The sequence below is a fragment of the Pseudomonas muyukensis genome (genome assembly GCF_019139535.1).
In the GTDB taxonomy this organism is placed as follows: Bacteria; Pseudomonadota; Gammaproteobacteria; order Pseudomonadales; family Pseudomonadaceae; genus Aquipseudomonas; species Aquipseudomonas muyukensis.
The window spans coordinates 1248015-1267306 of record NZ_CP077073.1; the positions used below are offsets into that span (position 1 = coordinate 1248015).

Sequence of the window (19292 nt, forward strand, 5' to 3'; positions counted from 1 at the left end):
GGAGCATTCATGCGTCATTACGAAATCATCTTCCTGGTTCACCCGGACCAGAGCGAGCAAGTCGGCGGCATGGTTGAGCGTTACACCAAGCTGATCGAAGAAGATGGTGGCAAGATCCACCGCCTGGAAGACTGGGGCCGCCGTCAGCTGGCCTACGCAATCAACAATGTTCACAAGGCTCACTACGTGATGCTGAACGTTGAGTGCACCGGCAAGGCCCTGGCCGAGCTGGAAGACAACTTCCGCTACAACGATGCCGTGATCCGTAACCTGGTCATCCGTCGCGACGAAGCCGTTACCGGCCCGTCCGAGATGCTCAAGGCCGAAGAGAACCGCAGCGAGCGCCGTGAGCGTCGTGAACGTCCTGAAAATGCTGATGGCGCCGATGGCGACGACAGCAATGACAGCGACAACAGCGACAACGCTGACGAGTAATCCACGGACCTTCTTGAGGAGCCAATCACATGGCACGTTTCTTCCGTCGTCGTAAATTCTGCCGCTTCACTGCTGAAGACGTGAAAGAGATCGACTTCAAAGATCTCAACACCCTGAAAGCTTACGTATCCGAAACCGGCAAGATCGTTCCAAGCCGCATCACCGGTACCAAAGCTCGTTATCAGCGTCAGCTGGCTACCGCTATCAAGCGCGCCCGCTTCCTGGCCCTGCTGCCCTACACCGACAGCCACGGCCGCTGAGACCGGGTCGTCGACTAGGTAGCAAGGGATACGCATGCGAGCGTTAGCTAGTTTCATCATGCGCGGTCGTGTGCAGGCCACCCTCGTGGTGGTCATCAGCGCGGTACTGCCGCTGCTGTTCTGGTTGAGTGCCGCCGCCGGGAGCCTGGTGTTCCTGCGGCGCGGGTTCAAGGATGCATCATCGGTCATCGCCTGGGGCCTTTTGCCCGGCGTGGCGATGTGGGTATTCGGCGAGCCAAGCACCTTGCTGGTGTTTCTGGGGACGCTGGGGCTGGCCGCGCTATTGCGCGCCGAGCACAGTTGGGCCCGGATACTGCTGTCAAGCATCGTGCTGGCGCTGCTGTATGGCCTGGTCCTTGATGTGGTGCTGCGTGACACCTTCGAGGTGCTGGCCCAGGCGCTTGAAAAAGCCCTGCCGCAGTTCGAAGGCAAGCCGGTGCTGCCCGGTGAGCTGATCAGTCCGTTGCTGATCGCTTCCAGTGCGGTAATGCTGCAGTTGTTCAGTGTGCTGGCGTTGATGCTGGCGCGTTACTGGCAAGCGGCGTTGTACAACCCCGGTGGCTTCGGTCGCGAATTTCGCGAACTGCGGTTGCCGAAAGTGCCCATGCTGGCACTGGTGTCGCTGATGGTGCTGGGTCCGTTCCTCGGGCCGCAGTTCATCGTGCTGGCATCGGCCTCCAGCCTGGTGCTGCTGCTGGCAGCCATCGCCCTGGTTCATGGGCTGGTGGCGCAGGGGCGACTCGCCGGCTTCTGGCTGGTGGGGCTGTACGTGACGCTACCGCTGCTCATGCAGCTGATTTATCCGTTGCTCGTGGTTCTGGCCATTGTCGACAGCCTGATTGATTTTCGCGGTCGCAAGTCCCCTTCACAGGGTGACGACTCCGCGAACGGTGAAGGTTAAAAGTTAAGAGGTTTTACCAAATGGAACTGATCCTGCTGGAAAAAGTCGCCAACCTGGGCAACCTGGGCGACAAAGTAAACGTTAAGGCTGGTTACGGCCGTAACTACCTGCTGCCGTTCGGCAAGGCCACCGTTGCCAACGCCGCCAACCTGGCCGCGTTCGAAGAGCGCCGCGCCGAGCTGGAAAAAGCTGCAGCAGACAAGAAAGCTTCGGCTGAAAGCCGCGCTGCCCAACTGGCCGAGCTGGAAGTGACCATCACTGCCACCGCTGGCGACGAAGGCAAGCTGTTCGGTTCGATCGGCACCCACGACATCGCTGACGCCCTGACCGCCTCCGGCGTTGAAGTGGCCAAGGCTGAAGTTCGTCTGCCGAACGGCACCATCCGTCAGGTTGGCGAATACGACGTAGCCGTGCACCTGCACAGCGACGTCGAAGCCACCGTACGCGTGGTCGTCGTAGCTGCCTAAGCGGCTTTAATCGACTGGCCCCTGGTGGGTCAGGCGGTTAACATCGGGCACGGTCCTGTTTCCTACAGGCCGTGCCCTTTGTCTTTTTCATCTTCCAGAATTCTTTCGTGGCCATGAACGAGATCACTACCTCCGAACAGCTCGACCTGCAAACCGCTGCCCTGAAGGTGCCGCCGCATTCCATCGAGGCCGAACAGGCCGTGCTCGGTGGCCTGATGCTGGAGAACAGCGCCTGGGAGCGGGTGCTGGACCAGGTTTCGGACGGTGACTTCTACCGGCATGACCACCGCCTGATCTTCCGCGCCATCCACAAGCTGGCGGACCAGAACCAGCCGTTCGACGTGGTCACGTTGCACGAGCAGTTGGACAAGGAAGGCCTGTCGACCCAGGTCGGCGGGTTGGCCTACCTGGCCGAGCTGGCCAAGAACACCCCGTCGGTGGCCAACATCAAGGCCTACGCCGCGATCATTCGCGAGCGGGCCACGCTGCGCCAGCTGATCAGCATCAGCACCGACATCGCCGACAACGCCTTCAACCCGCAAGGGCGCAATGCCGAGGAGATCCTCGACGACGCCGAACGGCAGATCTTCCAGATCGCCGAAGCGCGGCCGAAGACCGGCGGCCCGGTGGGGGTCAACGAGCTGTTGACCATGGCCATCGACCGCATCGACACGCTGTTCAACTCCGACAGCGACATCACCGGCATCTCCACCGGCTACACCGACCTGGACGAGAAGACCAGCGGCCTGCAGCCGGCCGACCTGATCATCGTGGCCGGCCGTCCGTCGATGGGCAAGACCACCTTCGCCATGAACCTGGTGGAAAACGCCGTGCTGCGCAGCGACAAGGTGGTGCTGGTGTTCTCCCTCGAGATGCCAGGTGAGTCGCTGGTCATGCGTATGCTCTCCTCGCTCGGGCGCATCGACCAGACCAAGGTGCGTTCCGGCCAGCTGGACGACGACGACTGGCCGCGCCTGACCTCGGCGGTGAACCTGCTCAACGACCGCAAGTTGTTCATCGACGATACCGCCGGCATCAGCCCGTCGGAAATGCGCGCGCGTACCCGGCGCCTGGCCCGTGAGCACGGCGAGATCGCCATGATCATGGTCGACTACCTGCAGTTGATGCAGATTCCAGGCTCTGCCGGTGACAACCGCACCAACGAGATTTCCGAGATCTCCCGCTCGTTGAAAGCCCTGGCCAAGGAGTTCAACTGCCCGGTGATCGCCCTGTCGCAGCTCAACCGCTCCCTGGAGCAACGCCCGAACAAGCGCCCGGTGAACTCCGACTTGCGTGAATCCGGAGCGATCGAGCAGGACGCCGACGTGATCATGTTCGTCTACCGCGACGAGGTGTATCACCCCGAGACCGAGCACAAGGGCGTGGCCGAGATCATCATCGGCAAGCAGCGTAACGGCCCCATCGGCTTTATCCGCCTGGCGTTCATCGGCAAGTACACCCGCTTCGAGAACCTCGCGCCGGGCATGTACAACTTCGACGACGACGAATAAGCCACTGGCCGCTTCGCCGGCAAGCCGGCTCCTGCGGGTGGATGCAGGAGCCGGCTGGTATCGCTCGCCCATGAATCCGACCACTATCGTCGGATTTGGTCAAAATTTGTGCTATATTCCGCGCCCGCGATTTTCCTGCACACCAGAACCGGTCACTGACATGCAAGCAGCCAAACCACTCTACGACTATCCCAAGTACTGGGCCGAATGCTTCGGGCCAGCGCCTTTCCTGCCCATGAGCAGGGAGGAGATGGATCAGCTCGGCTGGGATTCCTGCGACATCATCATCGTGACCGGGGATGCCTACGTCGACCATGCCTCGTTCGGCATGGCCATCATCGGCCGCCTGCTCGAAGCCCAGGGCTTTCGCGTAGGCATCATCGCCCAGCCCAACTGGCAGTCCAAAGACGACTTCATGAAGCTCGGCGAGCCGAACCTGTTCTTCGGCGTGGCCGCGGGCAACATGGACTCGATGATCAACCGCTACACCGCGGACAAGAAGATCCGTTCCGACGACGCCTACACCCCCGGCGGCCTGGCCGGCAAACGCCCGGACCGCGCCAGCCTGGTATACAGCCAGCGCTGCAAGGAAGCCTACAAGCATGTGCCGATCGTGCTCGGTGGCATCGAGGCCTCGCTGCGCCGCATCGCCCACTATGACTATTGGCAGGACAAGGTCCGCCACTCGATCCTGATCGATGCCAGCGCCGACATCCTGCTGTACGGCAACGCCGAGCGCGCCATCGTCGAGGTGGCCCAGCGCCTGTCCCAGGGCGAGCGTATCGAAAGCATCACCGATATTCGCGGCACCGCCTTCGTGCGCCGTGACACCCCCGAAGGCTGGTTCGAGATCGACTCCACCCGCATCGACCGCCCGGGCCGGGTCGACAAGATCATCAACCCCTACGTGAACACCCAGGACACCCAGGCCTGCGCCATCGAGCAGGCCAAGGGCGACCAGCAAGACCCCAACGAAGCCAAGGTGGTGCAGATCCTCGACAGCCCGAGCGTGACCCGCGAAAAATCGGTCATCCGCCTGCCGTCGTTCGAGAAGGTGCGCAACGACCCGGTGCTCTATGCCCACGCCAACCGCGTGCTGCACCTGGAAACCAACCCGGGCAACGCCCGCGCCCTGGTGCAGAAGCATGGCGAGGTGGATGTGTGGTTCAACCCGCCACCCATTCCCATGACCACCGAGGAAATGGACTACGTGTTCGGCATGCCGTACGCGCGTATCCCGCACCCGGCCTATGGCAAGGAGCGCATCCCGGCCTACGAGATGATTCGCTTCTCGGTCAACATCATGCGTGGCTGCTTCGGTGGCTGCACCTTCTGCTCGATCACCGAGCACGAAGGGCGAATCATCCAGAACCGCTCGCACGAGTCGATCCTGCACGAGATCGAGGAGATGCGCGACAAGGTGCCGGGCTTCACCGGCGTGGTCTCCGACCTTGGCGGGCCGACCGCCAACATGTACCGCATCGCCTGCAAGAGCCACGACATCGAGAAGCACTGCCGCAAGCCGTCGTGCGTGTTCCCGGGCATCTGCGAGAACCTCAACACCGACCACAGCTCGCTGATCGAGCTGTACCGCAAGGCCCGTGCCCTGCCGGGGGTGAAGAAGATCCTGATCGCCTCGGGCCTGCGCTACGACCTAGCGGTGGAATCGCCGGAGTATGTGCGCGAGCTGGTCACCCACCACGTCGGTGGCTACCTGAAGATCGCCCCGGAACACACCGAGCGTGGTCCGCTGGACAAGATGATGAAGCCGGGGATCGGCACCTACGACCGCTTCAAGCGCATGTTCGAGAAGTTCTCGAAAGAGGCGGGCAAGGAGCAGTACCTGATCCCGTACTTCATCGCCGCCCACCCGGGCACCACCGACGAAGACATGATGAACCTGGCCCTGTGGCTCAAGGGCAACGGCTTCCGCGCCGACCAGGTGCAGGCGTTCTACCCTTCGCCCATGGCCTCGGCCACGGCCATGTACCACTCGGGCAAGAACCCGCTGCGCAAGGTCACCTACAAGAGCGAAGGGGTGGAGATCGTCAAGAGCGAGGAGCAGCGCCGCCTGCACAAGGCGTTCCTGCGCTATCACGACCCGAAGGGTTGGCCGATGCTGCGCGAGGCGCTGCAACGCATGGGCCGTGCCGACCTGATCGGGCCGGGCAAGCACCAGCTGATTCCGCTGCACCAGCCTGCGACCGACAGTTACCAGAGTGCCCGGCGCAAGAACTCGACCCCGGCCGGCAGCCACAAGGTGGGCAAGGACCAGAAGATCCTCACCCAGCACACCGGCCTGCCGCCACGCGCCAGCGATGGCAGCAAGCCGTGGGACAAGCGCGAGAAGGCCAAGGCCGAGGCATTCGCCCGCAACCAGCAGGCGGCCAAGGAGCGCAAGGAAGCGGCCAAGGGTGGTGGCAAGGGCAAGAAGCCGCGCCAGCCTGTCATCCCGCGCTGATTGATCTTTCATGGGGCTGCTTTGCAGCCCTTTCCGACCGGTCAGACGCCTCGGCAAGGACCGCAAAGCGGTCCCATGATATCAGCGTTCAATCAGGCTGCTTGTCGACCCACTTCGGCAGCACCGGCGACTCGAACCGATCCATCCCGTCCAGCAGTTCATCCGCCTGCTCCCCAAGCAACAGCATCGCCCGGTGCTGCGGCCGCACGAAGCCTTCCTCGACGATATGGTCGAGGAACCCGCCGAGCTTCGCATAGAACCCATTCACATCCAGCAGCCCCAGCGGCTTGGCGTGATACCCCAGTTGCCCCCAGGTCCAGACCTCGAACAGTTCCTCCAGCGTGCCCAGGCCACCGGGCAGGGCGATGAAGGCGTCGCTGAGCTCGGCCATGCGCGCCTTGCGCGCATGCATGCCGTCCACCACTTCCAGGCGGGTCAGGCCCTTGTGGCCGATCTCGGCGTTCATCAGGCTCTGGGGAATGATGCCGATGACTTCGCCACCGGCGGCCAGCGCGGCATCGGCGACGATGCCCATCAGGCCGACCGCGCCGCCGCCGTACACCAGGCTCAGGCCGCGGCGGGCGATGGCCTGGCCGAGGGCGATGGCCGCTTCACGGTAGGCGGGGTTGGCGCCGATGCTGGCGCCACAGAACACACAAACGGAACGTACAGGCATAGCTTCTCTCCCTTCACTGGCGCACAGGGTAAGGCGCATGCCTGTCGCTTCCAAGCGTCATTCACTCGGGGCGGGCGAACTCGCAAACGGCGGAGCCGGCGGCGCCGCAGGCATAGGCGGCCAGCAGGCCGCGCAGCAGGTTATTCAGTGTCATCACAGGTGCTCCTAAATGAGAGGTTGTCCCATCGTCTACTAAGAGGGCATGATGTGCACCTTGATTGGTTGTATACAATCCATTGAACAAATTTACTGCCTGGCCACTTGACGGCCCTTGACCCATATCAGGGACGGGCGTTCCGGTTTCAGGCAATCTCGCAATTGATAAAACCCTGCCAAGGAGATTCATGATGTTTGCGAAAGCTGTAGCGGTATCCCTGCTGACCCTCGCCAGCGCCTCGGTCTTTGCTGCCGACTGCAAGGTGACTGTCGACTCCACCGACCAGATGTCGTTCAACACCAAGGAATTCACCATCGACAAGAGCTGCAAGACCGTCGAGATCGAACTGACCCACGGTGGCAGCCTGCCAAAGAACGTCATGGGCCATAACCTGGTGATCAGCAAGACCGCCGACATGCAGGCCATCGCCACCGAAGGCATGTCCCAGGGCCTGGACAAGGACTACATCAAGGCCGACAACGCCGCGATCATCGGCCACACCAAGATGATCGGCGCCGGCGAAAAAGACACCATCAAGCTGGACACTGCCAAGCTGGAAGCCGGTGGTGACTACAGCTTCTTCTGCACCTTCCCGGGCCATATCTCGATGATGAAAGGCAAGGTTGTCGTCAAGTAACGATTGGCTGAGCAGGGGAGGGCTTTGCCCTCCTTTCGCGACACAAGGCCGCTCCCACAGGGAAATGTGATCCCCTGTGGGAGCGGCCTTGTGTCGCGAAAGGGCTGCGTAGCAGCCCCATTGGCCTCAAGGCGCGAACGGCAGCTCGCGCTTGTGCTGGGTCTTGCGGTAGGTGGCGACGATGATGTCGAACGCCTCCTGGCTCACCGGCTGCCCATGCAGGAACGCATCGATCTGCTGGTAGGTCACGCCGTGTGACGCCTCGTCCGGCTTGCCCGGCTCGAGGTCTTCCAGGTCCGCGGTCGGTACTTTCTCCACCAGTGATTCCGGCGCGCCAAAGCTGCGCGCAATGGCCCGCACCTGGTTTTTCACCAGCCCGCTCAGCGGCGCCAGGTCGCACGCCCCGTCACCAAACTTGGTGAAGAAGCCCATCACCGCTTCGGCCGCATGGTCCGTGCCGATCACCAGGCCGGCACGGGCACCCGCGACAGTGTACTGCGCGACCATGCGCGTGCGCGCCTTGACGTTGCCGACGACGAAGTCCACCAGGCTTGGCGAGCCGTTCTTCAATTCCTCGACTTCTGCGGCCAGGGCCTTTACGGCGGGCGCGATGTCGATGGTGTGTACCTCGTCGGCCTTGATCACCTCCAGGCAGGCCTGGGCGTCGTGCTCATCGTGCTGCACGTGGTACGGCAGGCGCACGGCGATGAAGGTGTAGGCCTTGTCGCCGGTCTCGGCGCGCAGCTCGTTGATGGCGCGCTGGGCGAGCAGGGCGGCGGTCAGCGAGTCGACACCGCCGCTGATGCCCAGCACCAGGGTCTTGAGCCGGGCGTTGGCCAGGCAGTCCTTGATGAAGGCCACGCGCCGGGCGACTTCCGTCTCCAGCGCGGCGGCATCGGCGAACGGCGGCTGCACCTTCAGGGCCTGGGCAATCTCTTGCTGTACGGCTTGCATGGGTTACTCCTTGCTGGGGACTTTGAATACGTGACGCAGGTAGGCGACGAAGTTGGCGTCGCGGCACTGGGTCTTGGCGGCTTCGTCGGAGATCTTCGCCACCGGCGAGCCGTTGCAGTCGGTCATTTTCAGCACGATGCTCATTGGCGCCACGCCCGGAATATCGCAGGTCAGGTTGGTGCCGATGCCGAAGCTGACGTTGATGCGCCCGCGCAGGGCGCGGAAGATTTCCAGCGAACGGGTCAGGTTCAGGCCGTCGGAGAACACCAGGGTCTTGGTCATCGGGTCGATGCCGAGCTTCTGGTAATGGGCGATGGCCTTTTCCGCCCACTGTACCGGCTCGCCCGAGTCGTGGCGCAGGCCATCGAACAGCTTGGCGAAGTACAGGTCGAAATCCTTCAGGAAGGCATCCATGGTGATGCAGTCGGTCAGGGCGATGCCAAGCAGCCCACGATACTCGCGCACCCAGCAGTCCAGGGCGGCGATCTGGCTGTCGATCAGCCGTGGGCCGAGTTGCTGGTGGGCCATGATCCATTCGTGGGCCATGGTGCCCAGCGGCTTGATGTCCAGCTTCCAGGCCAGGTCGACGTTGCTGGTGCCAACGAAGCGCCCCGGGAAGTCATCGCGCAACACCTGCACCACCTCGGCCTGGACCCGGCTGGAGAAGCGCCGACGGGTGCCGAAGTCAGCCACTTGCAACTCGGCCAGCTCGTCGGCGCTGGCATGGGCGCGCAGCCAGTCGAACTTGCGGTGCAGCTGGTCGCGGGCTTCGCTCAGGCGCATGCGCGGATGCAGCTGGCGGTTGCGCACCTCGCTGATGATCGCCAGCAACGGCACCTCGAACAGGATCACATGCAGCCATGGGCCTTTCAGGCGCAGGAACAGCTGGTCGTTGTCGATGCCGATGCGCACGTAGCGCAGGTTGAAGCGGAACAGGCGCAGGAAGCGCAGGAAGTCTGGCTTGAGGAAACTGATGCGCTCGAGGAAGGCCAGCTGGCCGTCATCCAGGGTGAGCTCGGCGAGCAGCTCGAGCTGGTGGCGGATCTCGCCCAGGTAGGGGCGCAGGTCCTCGCCATTACGGCAGCGAAACTCCCATTCGACGTCGGCGTCCGGGTAGTTGTGCAGCACGGCCTGCATCATCGTCAGTTTGTAGAAGTCGGTGTCGAGCAGGTTGTGCACGATGCGCTCGGCGAATGCGCTCTCGCTCATCAGGGGGAAGCTCCAGGGCGGGCAATGGTGGGTATTGTGCCAGCCTTTGCGGCTTTGATGTGCCTCTTCGCCGGCAAGCCGGCGCCACAGGCAACCTGCAGCAGGTGGCCGAGCAGGTAATTTTCCGTGCACCCGCTAGCCTTCAAACAGTGCTCCCTGTAGCAGTCGCGCACCAGTGGTGTGCAGTTCGGTGACGTCCGCTGTTACAGCGTGGTTGCACGTTAACACTTGCCAGGGTTGCAATGATGGCACTCGACGGTTGCTCCTTGTCTAGGCGTGTCGGTGGCGCTTGCCTCATGGCAGACGGTTGCACGCTCAATAAAGAAAAGGCCGCCGGTCGCATCCGCGCGCCCGTCACAGTGTGTTTTCCCAGAAGACAAATCCAATGGCACGGCCCTTGCTCGGAGCACAGGGCTGAGAAGTTGTAGTGCCAACCAAAAAAAATACTCTAGGAGCACCACCTCATGTCGCAGACGTTTTACAAGAAAGGTTTCCTGGCACTGGCCGTGGCCACGGCCCTGGGTGTTTCTTCGTATGTTCAGGCCGACATCAAGATCGGCGTCGCGGGCCCGATGACCGGGGCCAACGCAGCGTTTGGCGAGCAGTACATGAAAGGTGCGCAGGCCGCGGCCGATGTGATCAACAAGGCCGGTGGCGTGAATGGCGAGAAGATCGTCCTGGTCAAGGGCGATGACGCCTGCGAGCCCAAGCAGGCGGTATCGGTGGCCAACCGCCTGGTCGACCAGGACAAGGTGATCGGCGTGGTCGGCCACTTCTGTTCCTCCAACACCATTCCCGCCTCCGAGGTCTACGACGAGGCCGGCGTGATCGCCATCACCCCCGGTTCGACCAACCCGCAGGTCACCGAGCGCGGCCTGAACGCCATGTTCCGCATGTGCGGCCGTGACGACCAGCAGGGCATCGTCGCCGGCAACTACATCGTCGATGTGCTCAAGGGCAAGAAGGTGGTGGTGCTGCATGACAAGGACACCTATGGCCAGGGCCTGGCCGACGCGACCAAGGCGCAGTTGATCAAGCGCGGCGTCACCCCGGTGCTGTACGAGGGCCTGACCCGCGGCGAGAAGGACTTCAGCGCCGTGGTCACCAAGATCCGCGCCGCCGGTGCCGATGTCGTCTACTTCGGCGGCCTGCACCCCGAGGCCGGCCCGCTGGTGCGCCAGCTGCGCGAACAGGGCCTGAAGGACGTTGCGTTCATGTCCGACGATGGCATCGTCACCGACGAACTGGTGGCCACCGCTGGCGGCGCCCAGTACACCAACGGCGTGTACATGACCTTCGGCGCCGACCCGCGCCTGCTGCCCGACAGCAAGGCGGTGGTCGAGGAGTTCCGCAAGAACGGCACCGAGCCGGAAGGCTACACCCTGTACGCCTATGCCTCGGTCCAGGCCCTGGCCGCCGCGTTCAACGGCGCCAAGTCGAACAAGGGCGAAGACGCCGCCAAGTGGCTCAAGGCCAACCCGGTCAAGACCGTCATGGGCGAGAAGAAGTGGGACAGCAAGGGCGACCTGACCGTCTCCGACTACGTGGTCTACCAGTGGGATGCCAACGGCAAGTACCACCAGCTGGAAAAACAACAATAACAACGGCCCGCGGCCCGGGCGCGCGACGCCCCGGGCCGCTGCCCCGCGGTACCTGTCATTGTCAGTAGATGTGCACAGTTCTGCGCTGCGAGGGCCGCTGCATCCGGGCCCTGCGTGGTCGGCGCTCGTGCAATCTCAATCAGGTGAGATTGCGTTATGGATGGTATTTTCCTGCAGCAACTGGTCAACGGCCTGACCCTCGGGTCGGTCTACGGCCTGATCGCCATCGGCTACACAATGGTCTATGGCATCATCGGCATGATCAACTTCGCGCACGGCGAGGTGTACATGATCTCCGCGTACCTGGCGGCGATCAGCCTGGCATTGCTGGCCTATTTCGGCATCGAGTCGTTTCCGCTGCTGATGCTCGGCACGCTGTTGTTCACCGTTGTCGTCACCGGCGTCTATGGCTTCACCATCGAACGCATCGCCTACAAACCCCTGCGCAACTCCACCCGCCTGGCGCCCTTGATCAGCGCCATCGGTATTTCGCTGATCCTGCAGAACTACGCGCAGATCAGCCAGGGCGCCCGCCAGCAAGGCGTGCCGACCCTGCTCGAAGGGGCCATGCGCGTCGAGGTGGGCACAGGCTTCGTGCAACTGACCTACACCAAGATCTTCATTCTCGTGGCCGCCTTCGTCGGCATGGGCCTGCTCACCTACGTGATCAAGTACACCAAGCTCGGACGCATGTGCCGGGCTACCCAGCAAGACCGCAAGATGGCCTCGATCCTCGGCATCAACACCGACCGGGTGATTTCCTACGTGTTCGTCATCGGTGCGGTGATGGCCGCGCTGGCCGGCGTGCTGATCACCATGAACTACGGCACCTTCGACTTCTACGCCGGCTTCATCATCGGCATCAAGGCGTTCACCGCCGCGGTGCTCGGCGGCATCGGCTCGCTGCCGGGGGCCATGCTCGGCGGGATCATCCTGGGGATCTCCGAGTCGCTGTTCTCGGGCATGATCAACTCCGACTACAAGGACGTGTTCAGCTTCTCGCTGCTGGTGATCATCCTCATCTTCCGTCCACAAGGCCTGCTGGGCCGCCCACTCGTGGCTAAGGTGTGAACATGTCTGTTGCCAATACTGCCCAAGCTACACAAACCAAGAGTTTCGACCTCAAGCGCAGCCTGATCGAAACGGTCGTCGCCGGCCTGCTGGCGCTGATCGTGTTCGGCCCGGTGGTCGGCGTGGTGCTCGACGGCTACAGCTTCAACGCCCAACCCGCGCGCGTGGCCTGGCTGGTCGGCGCGGTGATGCTGGGGCGCTTCGTGCTCAGCCTGTTCCTGCAGACCGCCGCCGGCCAGCGCATCCAGCAAGGCTTCGACAGCGGCGGCTCCGGCGTGCATGTGCTGGCGCCCAACTACAAGACGCGGCTGCGCTACATCATCCCGGCGTTGATCGTGATCGCCATCGTGTTCCCGATCTTCGCCAACAAGTACCTGCTGACGGTGGTCATCCTCGGCCTGATCTACGTGCTGCTGGGCCTGGGCCTGAACATCGTGGTGGGCCTGGCCGGCCTGCTCGACCTTGGCTACGTGGCGTTCTACGCCATCGGCGCCTACGGCCTGGCGCTGGGCTACCAGTACCTGGGCCTGGGCTTCTGGAGCGTGCTGCCACTGGCGGCCATCGCCGCGGCACTGGCCGGATGCATACTCGGCTTCCCGGTGCTACGGATGCATGGCGACTACCTGGCCATCGTCACCCTGGGCTTCGGCGAGATCATCCGCCTGGTGCTGAACAACTGGCTGTCGTTCACCGGCGGCCCCAATGGCATGCCGGCGCCTTCGCCGACCTTCCTGGGCCTGGAGTTCGGCCGCCGGGCCAAGGACGGCGGGGTGCCGATCCATGAGTTCTTCGGCTTCGAATACAACGCCAACCTCAAGTTCGTGTTCATCTACGCGGTGCTGTTCCTGGTGGTGCTGGCGGTGCTGTACATCAAGCACCGGCTGACCCGCATGCCGGTGGGCCGTGCCTGGGAAGCGCTGCGCGAAGACGAGATCGCCTGCCGTTCGATGGGCCTGAACCACGTGCTGGTCAAGCTCTCGGCGTTCACCCTCGGGGCATCCACCGCGGGCCTGGCCGGGGTGTTCTTCGCCACCTACCAGGGCTTCGTCAACCCGTCGTCGTTCACCTTCTTCGAGTCGGCGCTGATCCTGGCCATCGTCGTGCTCGGCGGCATGGGCTCGACCGTGGGCGTGGTGATCGCCGCCTTCGTGCTCACCGTGGCGCCGGAGCTGCTGCGCAGCTTCTCGGAATACCGGGTGCTGCTGTTCGGCGTGCTGATGGTGCTGATGATGATCTGGCGACCGCGGGGGCTGATCCGCATCAGCCGTACCGGCGTGGTCCCGCGTAAAGGAGTGGCGCCATGAGCGACGAAATCATTCTGTCGGTCGACAACCTGATGATGCAGTTCGGCGGGATCAAGGCGCTCAGCGATGTCAGCCTGAAAGTGAAGCGCAACCAGATCTTCGCCCTGATCGGCCCCAACGGCGCCGGCAAGACCACCGTGTTCAACTGCCTGACCGGCTTCTACAAGGCCAGTGGCGGGCGCATCGAGCTGAACGTGCGCGGCAGCACCACCAATGTCATCCAGCTACTGGGCGAACGCTTCCAGGTGGCAGACTTCGTGTCCCCGGCACGCTTGGCCAACCGCCTGTACTACAAGATGTTCGGCGGCACCCACCTGGTCAACCGCGCAGGTCTTGCGCGGACGTTCCAGAACATCCGCCTGTTCAAGGAAATGTCGGTGGTGGAGAACCTGCTGGTGGCCCAGCACATGTGGGTCAACCGCAACCTGCTGGCCGGGGTGCTCAACACCCCCGGCTACCGCAAGGCCGAGAGCGACGCGCTGGACCATGCCTTCTACTGGCTGGAGGTGGTCGACCTGGTGGACTGCGCCAACCGCCTGGCCGGCGAGCTGTCGTATGGCCAGCAGCGGCGCCTGGAAATCGCCCGGGCCATGTGCACCCGGCCGAAGATCATCTGCCTGGACGAGCCGGCCGCCGGCCTCAACCCCCAGGAAACCGAGGCGCTCAGCCGCATGATCCGCGTGCTGCGCGACGAGCACGACATCACCGTGGTGCTGATCGAGCACGACATGGGCATGGTCATGAGCATCTCCGACCATATCGTCGTGCTCGACCACGGCAACGTGATCGCCGAGGGCGCGCCACAGGACATCCGCAACAACCCGACGGTGATCGCCGCCTACCTGGGTGCCGACGAAGAGGAACTGGTATGAGTGCACCCATTCTCGAGCTGAAGGACCTGGACGTGTTCTACGGGCCGATCCAGGCGCTGAAGAAGGTCTCGATGCACATCGACGAGGGCGAGACGGTGAGCCTGATCGGCGCCAACGGCGCGGGCAAGTCGACGTTGCTGATGTCGATCTTCGGCCAGCCGCGGGCGGCGTCCGGGCAGATCGTCTACCGCGGTACCGACATCACCCGCAAGTCGTCGCACTACATCGCCTCCAACGGCATCGCCCAGTCCCCGGAAGGGCGCCGGGTGTTCCCCGACATGACCGTCGAGGAAAACCTGATGATGGGCACCATTCCCATTGGCGACAAGCACGCCGATGCCGACATGCAGCGCATGTACGAGCTGTTCCCACGGCTCAAGGAGCGACGCAACCAGCGGGCGATGACCATGTCCGGCGGTGAGCAGCAGATGCTGGCGATTGCCCGGGCGTTGATGAGCCGGCCCAAGCTGCTGCTGCTCGACGAGCCGTCGCTGGGGCTGGCGCCGATCGTGGTCAAGCAGATCTTCGCGACCCTGCGCGAGCTGGCGCAGACCGGCATGACCATCTTCCTGGTCGAGCAGAACGCCAACCATGCGCTGAAGCTGTCGGACCGCGCCTACGTGATGGTCAACGGGCAGATCCGCATGACCGGTACCGGGCAGGAGCTGTTGGTCAACGAGGAGGTGCGCAGCGCCTATCTGGGCGGGCACTGAGGATTAAGCACGGCCTTTGTAGGAGCGGCCTTGTGTCGCGATCGGGCCGCGAAGCGGCCCCGGCGATTTTGTGTGATGCCGAAGTCTTGGGGCCACTTCGCGGCCCAATCGCGACACAAGGCCGCTCCTACAGGGAATCGCGGCGCCTGGCGACATGTGGACAACTTGTCGCATATCTTTCTTGGAACACGCCACAACCCTGCTGCAAACCCTTGTTTGCACAGGTGGAAAACTTTCCACGGATTATGTGGAACCGCCTGTGGAAAACATGGTGGCATCTCTCTGTATCCCTTGATTATCAAAGCCTGTGGTGACCTGTGTGTTTTTTGATCAGGTGCCCTTCAGGGCTGATTGCACAGGCTATTTTCGACCATTCGGCACTGCTGCACAGCCTTGCCAAACCCTGTGGATAACTCTGTGCAAAAACCTTGGACAGAGCGCCGCAGGCGGCATGGTTGAAAGCCTTGGGCCATCATGCGCTGATCTGTGCTGCAGCCCTGGGTTCCCCTGGCCCGACGAGTTGCCCCCAATCCATGGGGAAAGCCTTGTGGATAAGATGCGCATAGCCTTGTGAAAGCCGCCTATTGCGGGGGTTTAGCACAGCTGCTCAGTTTTTGCTCAGTGCGGGAAACGGTTGTCGGCAAGCCGCGCGTTGGGCATGCTGCGAGGCCTGCAAAAAGGCAACCCACCGCTAAGGAAAGGAGAAGAGCATGACGTCCACCGTATTCATCACTGGCGCGACTTCCGGTTTCGGCGAGGCCACCGCCCGCCGGTTCGCCGACGCCGGCTGGAAACTGGTGCTCACCGGTCGACGCAAGGAGCGTCTGGATGCGCTGTGCGAAGAGCTTTCGGCCAAGACCGAAGTGCACGGCCTGGTGGTCGATGTGCGTGATCGCCAGGCGATGGAGGCTGCCATCGCCAGCCTGCCGCCAAGCTTCGACAAGCTCCAGGGCCTGGTCAACAACGCCGGCCTGGCGCTGGGCGTCGATGCCGCGCAGAACTGCAGCCTGGACGACTGGGAAACCATGGTCGACACCAACATCAAGGGCCTGATGTACACCACCCGCCTGCTGCTGCCGCGGCTGATCGCCCATGGGCGCGGCGCATCGATCCTCAACGTCGGTTCGGTGGCGGGCAACTATCCGTACCCGGGCGCCAACGTCTATGGCGGCACCAAGGCCTTCGTCGGCCAGTTCTCGCTGAGCTTGCGCTGCGACCTGCGCGGCACCGGGGTACGGGTGAGCAACATCGAGCCTGGGTTGTGCGAAAGCGAGTTCTCGCTGGTGCGCTTCGGCGGCGACCAGGCCAAGTACGATGCGACTTATGCCGGTGCCGAGCCGATCCAGCCGCAGGATATCGCCGAGACCATCTTCTGGATTCTCAACCAGCCGGCGCACATCAACATCAACAGCCTCGAGCTGATGCCGGTGAGCCAGGACTGGGCTGGGTTCTCCATCACCCGCCGCTGACCCTTGAGCCGTAGGAGCCAGCCTTGCTGGCGAAGCTGGCTGCGCGGTGGCTGGCACCGGCTATGCCGGTGTTCGCCGGCAAGCCGGCTCCTACAGGTAGGGCGCCGATCTTGAACGTGACGCGGTCCCTGTAGGAGCGGGTTTACCCGCGAAAGCGTCAGTTCAGGCGCTGCAAGCCTTCGAGGCAGGTCGCCAGGTGATAAGGGGTAGTCGAAGGCATGTCATGGCGGCTCACCGTCCCCGCGCCATCACGGCACTCATGCCAGCCGCCTTCATGCAGGAACCGCGACGCCAGCACCTGTAGCTGCGCCAGCAACTTCGCTTCGCTGTCCGGCCGCAAGGCCAGCGCCCGCACGTATTCGGCTTGCGCCCAGATCCGCTGGGTCGCGTCGATGACCTTACCGTCCACATCCAGCATCGCCAGCACTGCCGAATCCTTCACTCCGCACTGCTCGGCGTAGTCGAAGGCGCGGGTGATGGAGGCGTGCAGCGCTGTCCCGCGCAGCAGCGGCGAGGTGTCCAGCAGGTAGAACCACTCGAACTGATGGCCCGGCTCGAACCAGTTATCCACAGCCCCGCGCGGTTTCTCCAGCATCAGCCCGTGGGCCGGGTCGATGAACTGCGCCTGCAAGGCGTCGCACAGTTGCAGCAGTGCCTGGCGCACTGGCTCGTCCTCACGCACGGCCAGCACCTGCAAGAAGGCTTCGGCCAAGTGCATCTGCGGGTTCTGCAGCGGCCCGCTGCCCAGGTCCGCCCAGTCTTCGCCGAGGCTGGCCTCGTACAGGCCGTCGTCGCGGGCGAACTGCCCGGCGATCACTTCCAGCGCGCCATTGAGCGTGGCTTCGACCAGCCCGTCGCCGACCTTGCCCCAGTAGTGGGCGCAGGCGAAAACGATGAAGGCGTGGGTGTAGAGGTCCTTGCGCCGGTCCAGCGGCTTGCCCTGGGCGTCGATGCTGTAGAACCAGCCGCCGTGCTCGGCGTCATGGAAATGCTTTTGCAGCGAGCGCAACAGCGCTGCCGCGCGCTGCGCCGCGCCCGGTTGCTCGATGCGGCTGCTGAACAGGTACAACTGGCGGGCGCAGGCCATGGCCCGGTAGCGCTGCACCGGCAGTGGCCGGTGCTCGGCGTCGAGGGCCTCGAAGGGCAGGGCCATGTCGGCGTTCCAGCCAGGCCCCTGCCACAGCGGCACGATGCGCTCGGCGAAATGCTGGCGGAAACGGGTCAATGCAGGGCAGGGGTCGGACATGGTGACGCTCGTGACGGTCGGGCAGGGCGCCATGGTAGCAGAAGTGGCCAGCGGTTCGTTCCCAGGATCCTGTTGGGCAACAGCGTCAGCCTGGATTGCCCAGCCCCTGCCAGTGCCGAGCGCCGACGAAGATGAAGCGCAGCTGCTGGGTGATCTTTTCCTGCGCGCTCATGGCCTGTGGATTGGCCGGGTCGTTGCTGTCGATCAGCTCCGGCAGGGTGGCGAACACGGTCTTGACCACCAGGTCGGCCATTACCGTCAGGGCGGCGCCGTCCAGGTGCTGCCAGCGCGGCATGCGCGCAAGGTCGGTGGCCAGGTCCGAGCTGATGTCCTGGCGCAGGCGGGCGATGGCCTGGCGCACCGCTTGCGAGCCGCCGTATTGCTCGCGGGCGAGGAACAGGAACTGCGCGCGGTGGGCGGTGACCACATCGAGGAAGATGCGCACCGAGGCGTCGGTGATGCCACCCAGCTCGAATTCGTTGTGGCGCACCAGGCGGATGGTCTGGCGGAACGTGGTATCGACCTCGGCCACCAGGGCCAGGCCCAGGGCGTCCATGTCGGGGAAGTGGCGATAGAAACCGGTGGGCACGATGCCAGCGGCCTTGGCCACCTCACGCAGGCTGATACTGCCAAAGCCTCGGCCGCTCTCCATGAGCAGGCAGGCGGCATCCAGCAGGGCCTGGCGGGTTTGCAGCTTCTGTTCGGCGCGCGGCAGCATGGGGCAGGGTTCTTTGACTGTACGGCCTGCGATTGTGGATAAAAAAACGAAGCCCGGTCAATGGACCGGGCTGGGAGGGGAGCAGGCGCAGCGGGGCGGGTTGTTGTTTTTGGCCATGGCGATCAGCTCACGCGGCTGAGTTCGACCAGACGATCCGAGCCACCTTCGGCCACGCGGTTGTTACGTTCGTTCAGGCGCTCTGCGCCACCCTCGGCGACACGGTTGCTGCGTTCGATCAGGCGATCCGAGCCCCCTTCGGCGACACGGTTGCTGCGTTCGATCAGGCGGTCCGAGCCACCTTCGGCGACACGGTTGTTGCGTTCGATCAGGCGGTCCGAGCCCCCTTCGGCGACACGGTTGTTGCGTTCGATCAGGCGGTCCGAGCCACCTTCGGCAACGCGGCCTGCGCGTTCTTGCAGGCGTTCGGCGCCACCTTCTGCCAAGGTGTTCAGCGGTTGCGCGACAGTGGCCGCGCTGGAGCGCGATTCGGCGTTCAGGTGCTGGTCGGCGGCCGGCAGGGCGAAAGCGTTGGCAGCAAGGACAGACAGGGTCAGGCTCAGCAGCAGATGGCGTTTCATGATTCGGTGCTCCTCTCGGGGGCTGGAAAGTGGGTACGGAGCCAATGCTACG

Annotated in this window: 19 protein-coding genes; 13 read left to right on the plus strand and 6 right to left on the minus strand. The window is 63.6% G+C overall.

Going from position 1 to position 19292, the window contains the following annotated elements; translation table 11 throughout:
• Positions 1-9: 9 nt before the first annotated feature.
• The 6 genes from rpsF to KSS95_RS05640 all read left to right on the plus strand — a co-directional run bounded on the left by rpsF (position 10) and on the right by KSS95_RS05640 (position 6035).
• Positions 10-435, plus strand: a complete 426-nt coding sequence (gene rpsF, locus KSS95_RS05615) for a 30S ribosomal protein S6 (RefSeq protein ID WP_134690282.1) — start codon at positions 10-12, stop codon at positions 433-435.
• A gap of 29 nt (positions 436-464) precedes the next feature.
• On the plus strand, positions 465-695 hold the full coding sequence (gene rpsR / locus KSS95_RS05620) for a 30S ribosomal protein S18 (protein WP_003249563.1): 231 nt from the start codon (positions 465-467) through the stop codon (positions 693-695).
• A gap of 34 nt (positions 696-729) precedes the next feature.
• Positions 730-1596: a hypothetical protein gene (locus KSS95_RS05625; protein ID WP_217852381.1), complete on the plus strand. Its 867-nt coding sequence runs from the start codon at positions 730-732 to the stop codon at positions 1594-1596.
• 20 nt (positions 1597-1616) lie between these two features.
• Entirely contained in the window at positions 1617-2063 is a 447-nt protein-coding gene (gene rplI / locus KSS95_RS05630; protein ID WP_134690280.1) for a 50S ribosomal protein L9, read from the plus strand.
• Between the two features lie 113 nt (positions 2064-2176).
• Entirely contained in the window at positions 2177-3574 is a 1398-nt protein-coding gene (gene dnaB / locus KSS95_RS05635; protein WP_134690279.1) for a replicative DNA helicase, read from the plus strand.
• 160 nt (positions 3575-3734) lie between these two features.
• Positions 3735-6035: a YgiQ family radical SAM protein gene (locus KSS95_RS05640; RefSeq protein WP_217852384.1), complete on the plus strand. Its 2301-nt coding sequence runs from the start codon at positions 3735-3737 to the stop codon at positions 6033-6035.
• Positions 6036-6123: 88 nt separating this feature from the next.
• On the opposite strand, the gene KSS95_RS05645 is transcribed toward KSS95_RS05640, so the two are convergent.
• On the minus strand, positions 6124-6711 hold the full coding sequence (locus KSS95_RS05645) for a cytokinin riboside 5'-monophosphate phosphoribohydrolase (RefSeq protein ID WP_217852387.1): 588 nt from the start codon (positions 6709-6711) through the stop codon (positions 6124-6126).
• A 347-nt stretch (positions 6712-7058) separates the two neighbouring features.
• On the opposite strand from KSS95_RS05645, the gene azu reads away from it, so the two are divergent.
• A complete protein-coding gene (gene azu / locus KSS95_RS05650; RefSeq protein WP_134690276.1) occupies positions 7059-7505 on the plus strand; it encodes an azurin in 447 nt (148 codons plus the stop codon).
• Positions 7506-7631: 126 nt separating this feature from the next.
• On the opposite strand, the gene nadE is transcribed toward azu, so the two are convergent.
• Positions 7632-8459 (minus strand): NAD(+) synthase, encoded by an 828-nt coding sequence (gene nadE / locus KSS95_RS05655; RefSeq protein WP_217852389.1) that lies wholly within the window; start codon positions 8457-8459, stop codon positions 7632-7634.
• Positions 8460-8462: 3 nt separating this feature from the next.
• Positions 8463-9668 (minus strand): nicotinate phosphoribosyltransferase, encoded by a 1206-nt coding sequence (gene pncB, locus KSS95_RS05660; protein WP_217852391.1) that lies wholly within the window; start codon positions 9666-9668, stop codon positions 8463-8465.
• A gap of 464 nt (positions 9669-10132) precedes the next feature.
• Here pncB and KSS95_RS05665 point away from each other — a divergent pair, with 464 nt between their 5' ends.
• From KSS95_RS05665 to KSS95_RS05690, 6 genes are all read left to right on the plus strand, one after another.
• Positions 10133-11269: a branched-chain amino acid ABC transporter substrate-binding protein gene (locus KSS95_RS05665; RefSeq protein WP_217852393.1), complete on the plus strand. Its 1137-nt coding sequence runs from the start codon at positions 10133-10135 to the stop codon at positions 11267-11269.
• A gap of 156 nt (positions 11270-11425) precedes the next feature.
• Positions 11426-12340, plus strand: coding sequence for an ABC transporter permease subunit (locus KSS95_RS05670; protein WP_134690271.1), 915 nt, complete (start codon positions 11426-11428; stop codon positions 12338-12340).
• Positions 12341-12342: 2 nt separating this feature from the next.
• Positions 12343-13644 carry a high-affinity branched-chain amino acid ABC transporter permease LivM gene (gene livM / locus KSS95_RS05675; RefSeq protein ID WP_217852394.1) on the plus strand — a complete coding sequence of 434 codons (1302 nt, stop codon included), beginning with the start codon at positions 12343-12345 and terminating at the stop codon, positions 13642-13644.
• Complete coding sequence (locus KSS95_RS05680) at positions 13641-14516, plus strand: ABC transporter ATP-binding protein (RefSeq protein WP_217852395.1); 876 nt, start codon at positions 13641-13643, stop codon at positions 14514-14516. The genes livM and KSS95_RS05680 overlap by 4 nt, the downstream gene beginning before the upstream one ends.
• A complete protein-coding gene (locus tag KSS95_RS05685; protein WP_134690268.1) occupies positions 14513-15229 on the plus strand; it encodes an ABC transporter ATP-binding protein in 717 nt (238 codons plus the stop codon). Before KSS95_RS05680 ends, KSS95_RS05685 begins: the two co-directional genes overlap by 4 nt.
• A 710-nt stretch (positions 15230-15939) precedes the next feature.
• Positions 15940-16698 carry an SDR family oxidoreductase gene (locus tag KSS95_RS05690; RefSeq protein ID WP_217852396.1) on the plus strand — a complete coding sequence of 253 codons (759 nt, stop codon included), beginning with the start codon at positions 15940-15942 and terminating at the stop codon, positions 16696-16698.
• Positions 16699-16855: 157 nt separating this feature from the next.
• Here KSS95_RS05690 and KSS95_RS05695 read toward each other — a convergent pair whose 3' ends face one another.
• From KSS95_RS05695 to KSS95_RS05705, 3 genes are all read right to left on the minus strand, one after another.
• Positions 16856-17944, minus strand: coding sequence for an AGE family epimerase/isomerase (locus KSS95_RS05695; RefSeq protein ID WP_217852398.1), 1089 nt, complete (start codon positions 17942-17944; stop codon positions 16856-16858).
• Between the two features lie 85 nt (positions 17945-18029).
• On the minus strand, positions 18030-18662 hold the full coding sequence (locus KSS95_RS05700; protein WP_217852400.1) for a TetR family transcriptional regulator: 633 nt from the start codon (positions 18660-18662) through the stop codon (positions 18030-18032).
• Between the two features lie 122 nt (positions 18663-18784).
• Positions 18785-19240 (minus strand): phage infection protein, encoded by a 456-nt coding sequence (locus KSS95_RS05705; protein WP_217852402.1) that lies wholly within the window; start codon positions 19238-19240, stop codon positions 18785-18787.
• Between the last annotated feature and the right edge of the window lie 52 nt (positions 19241-19292).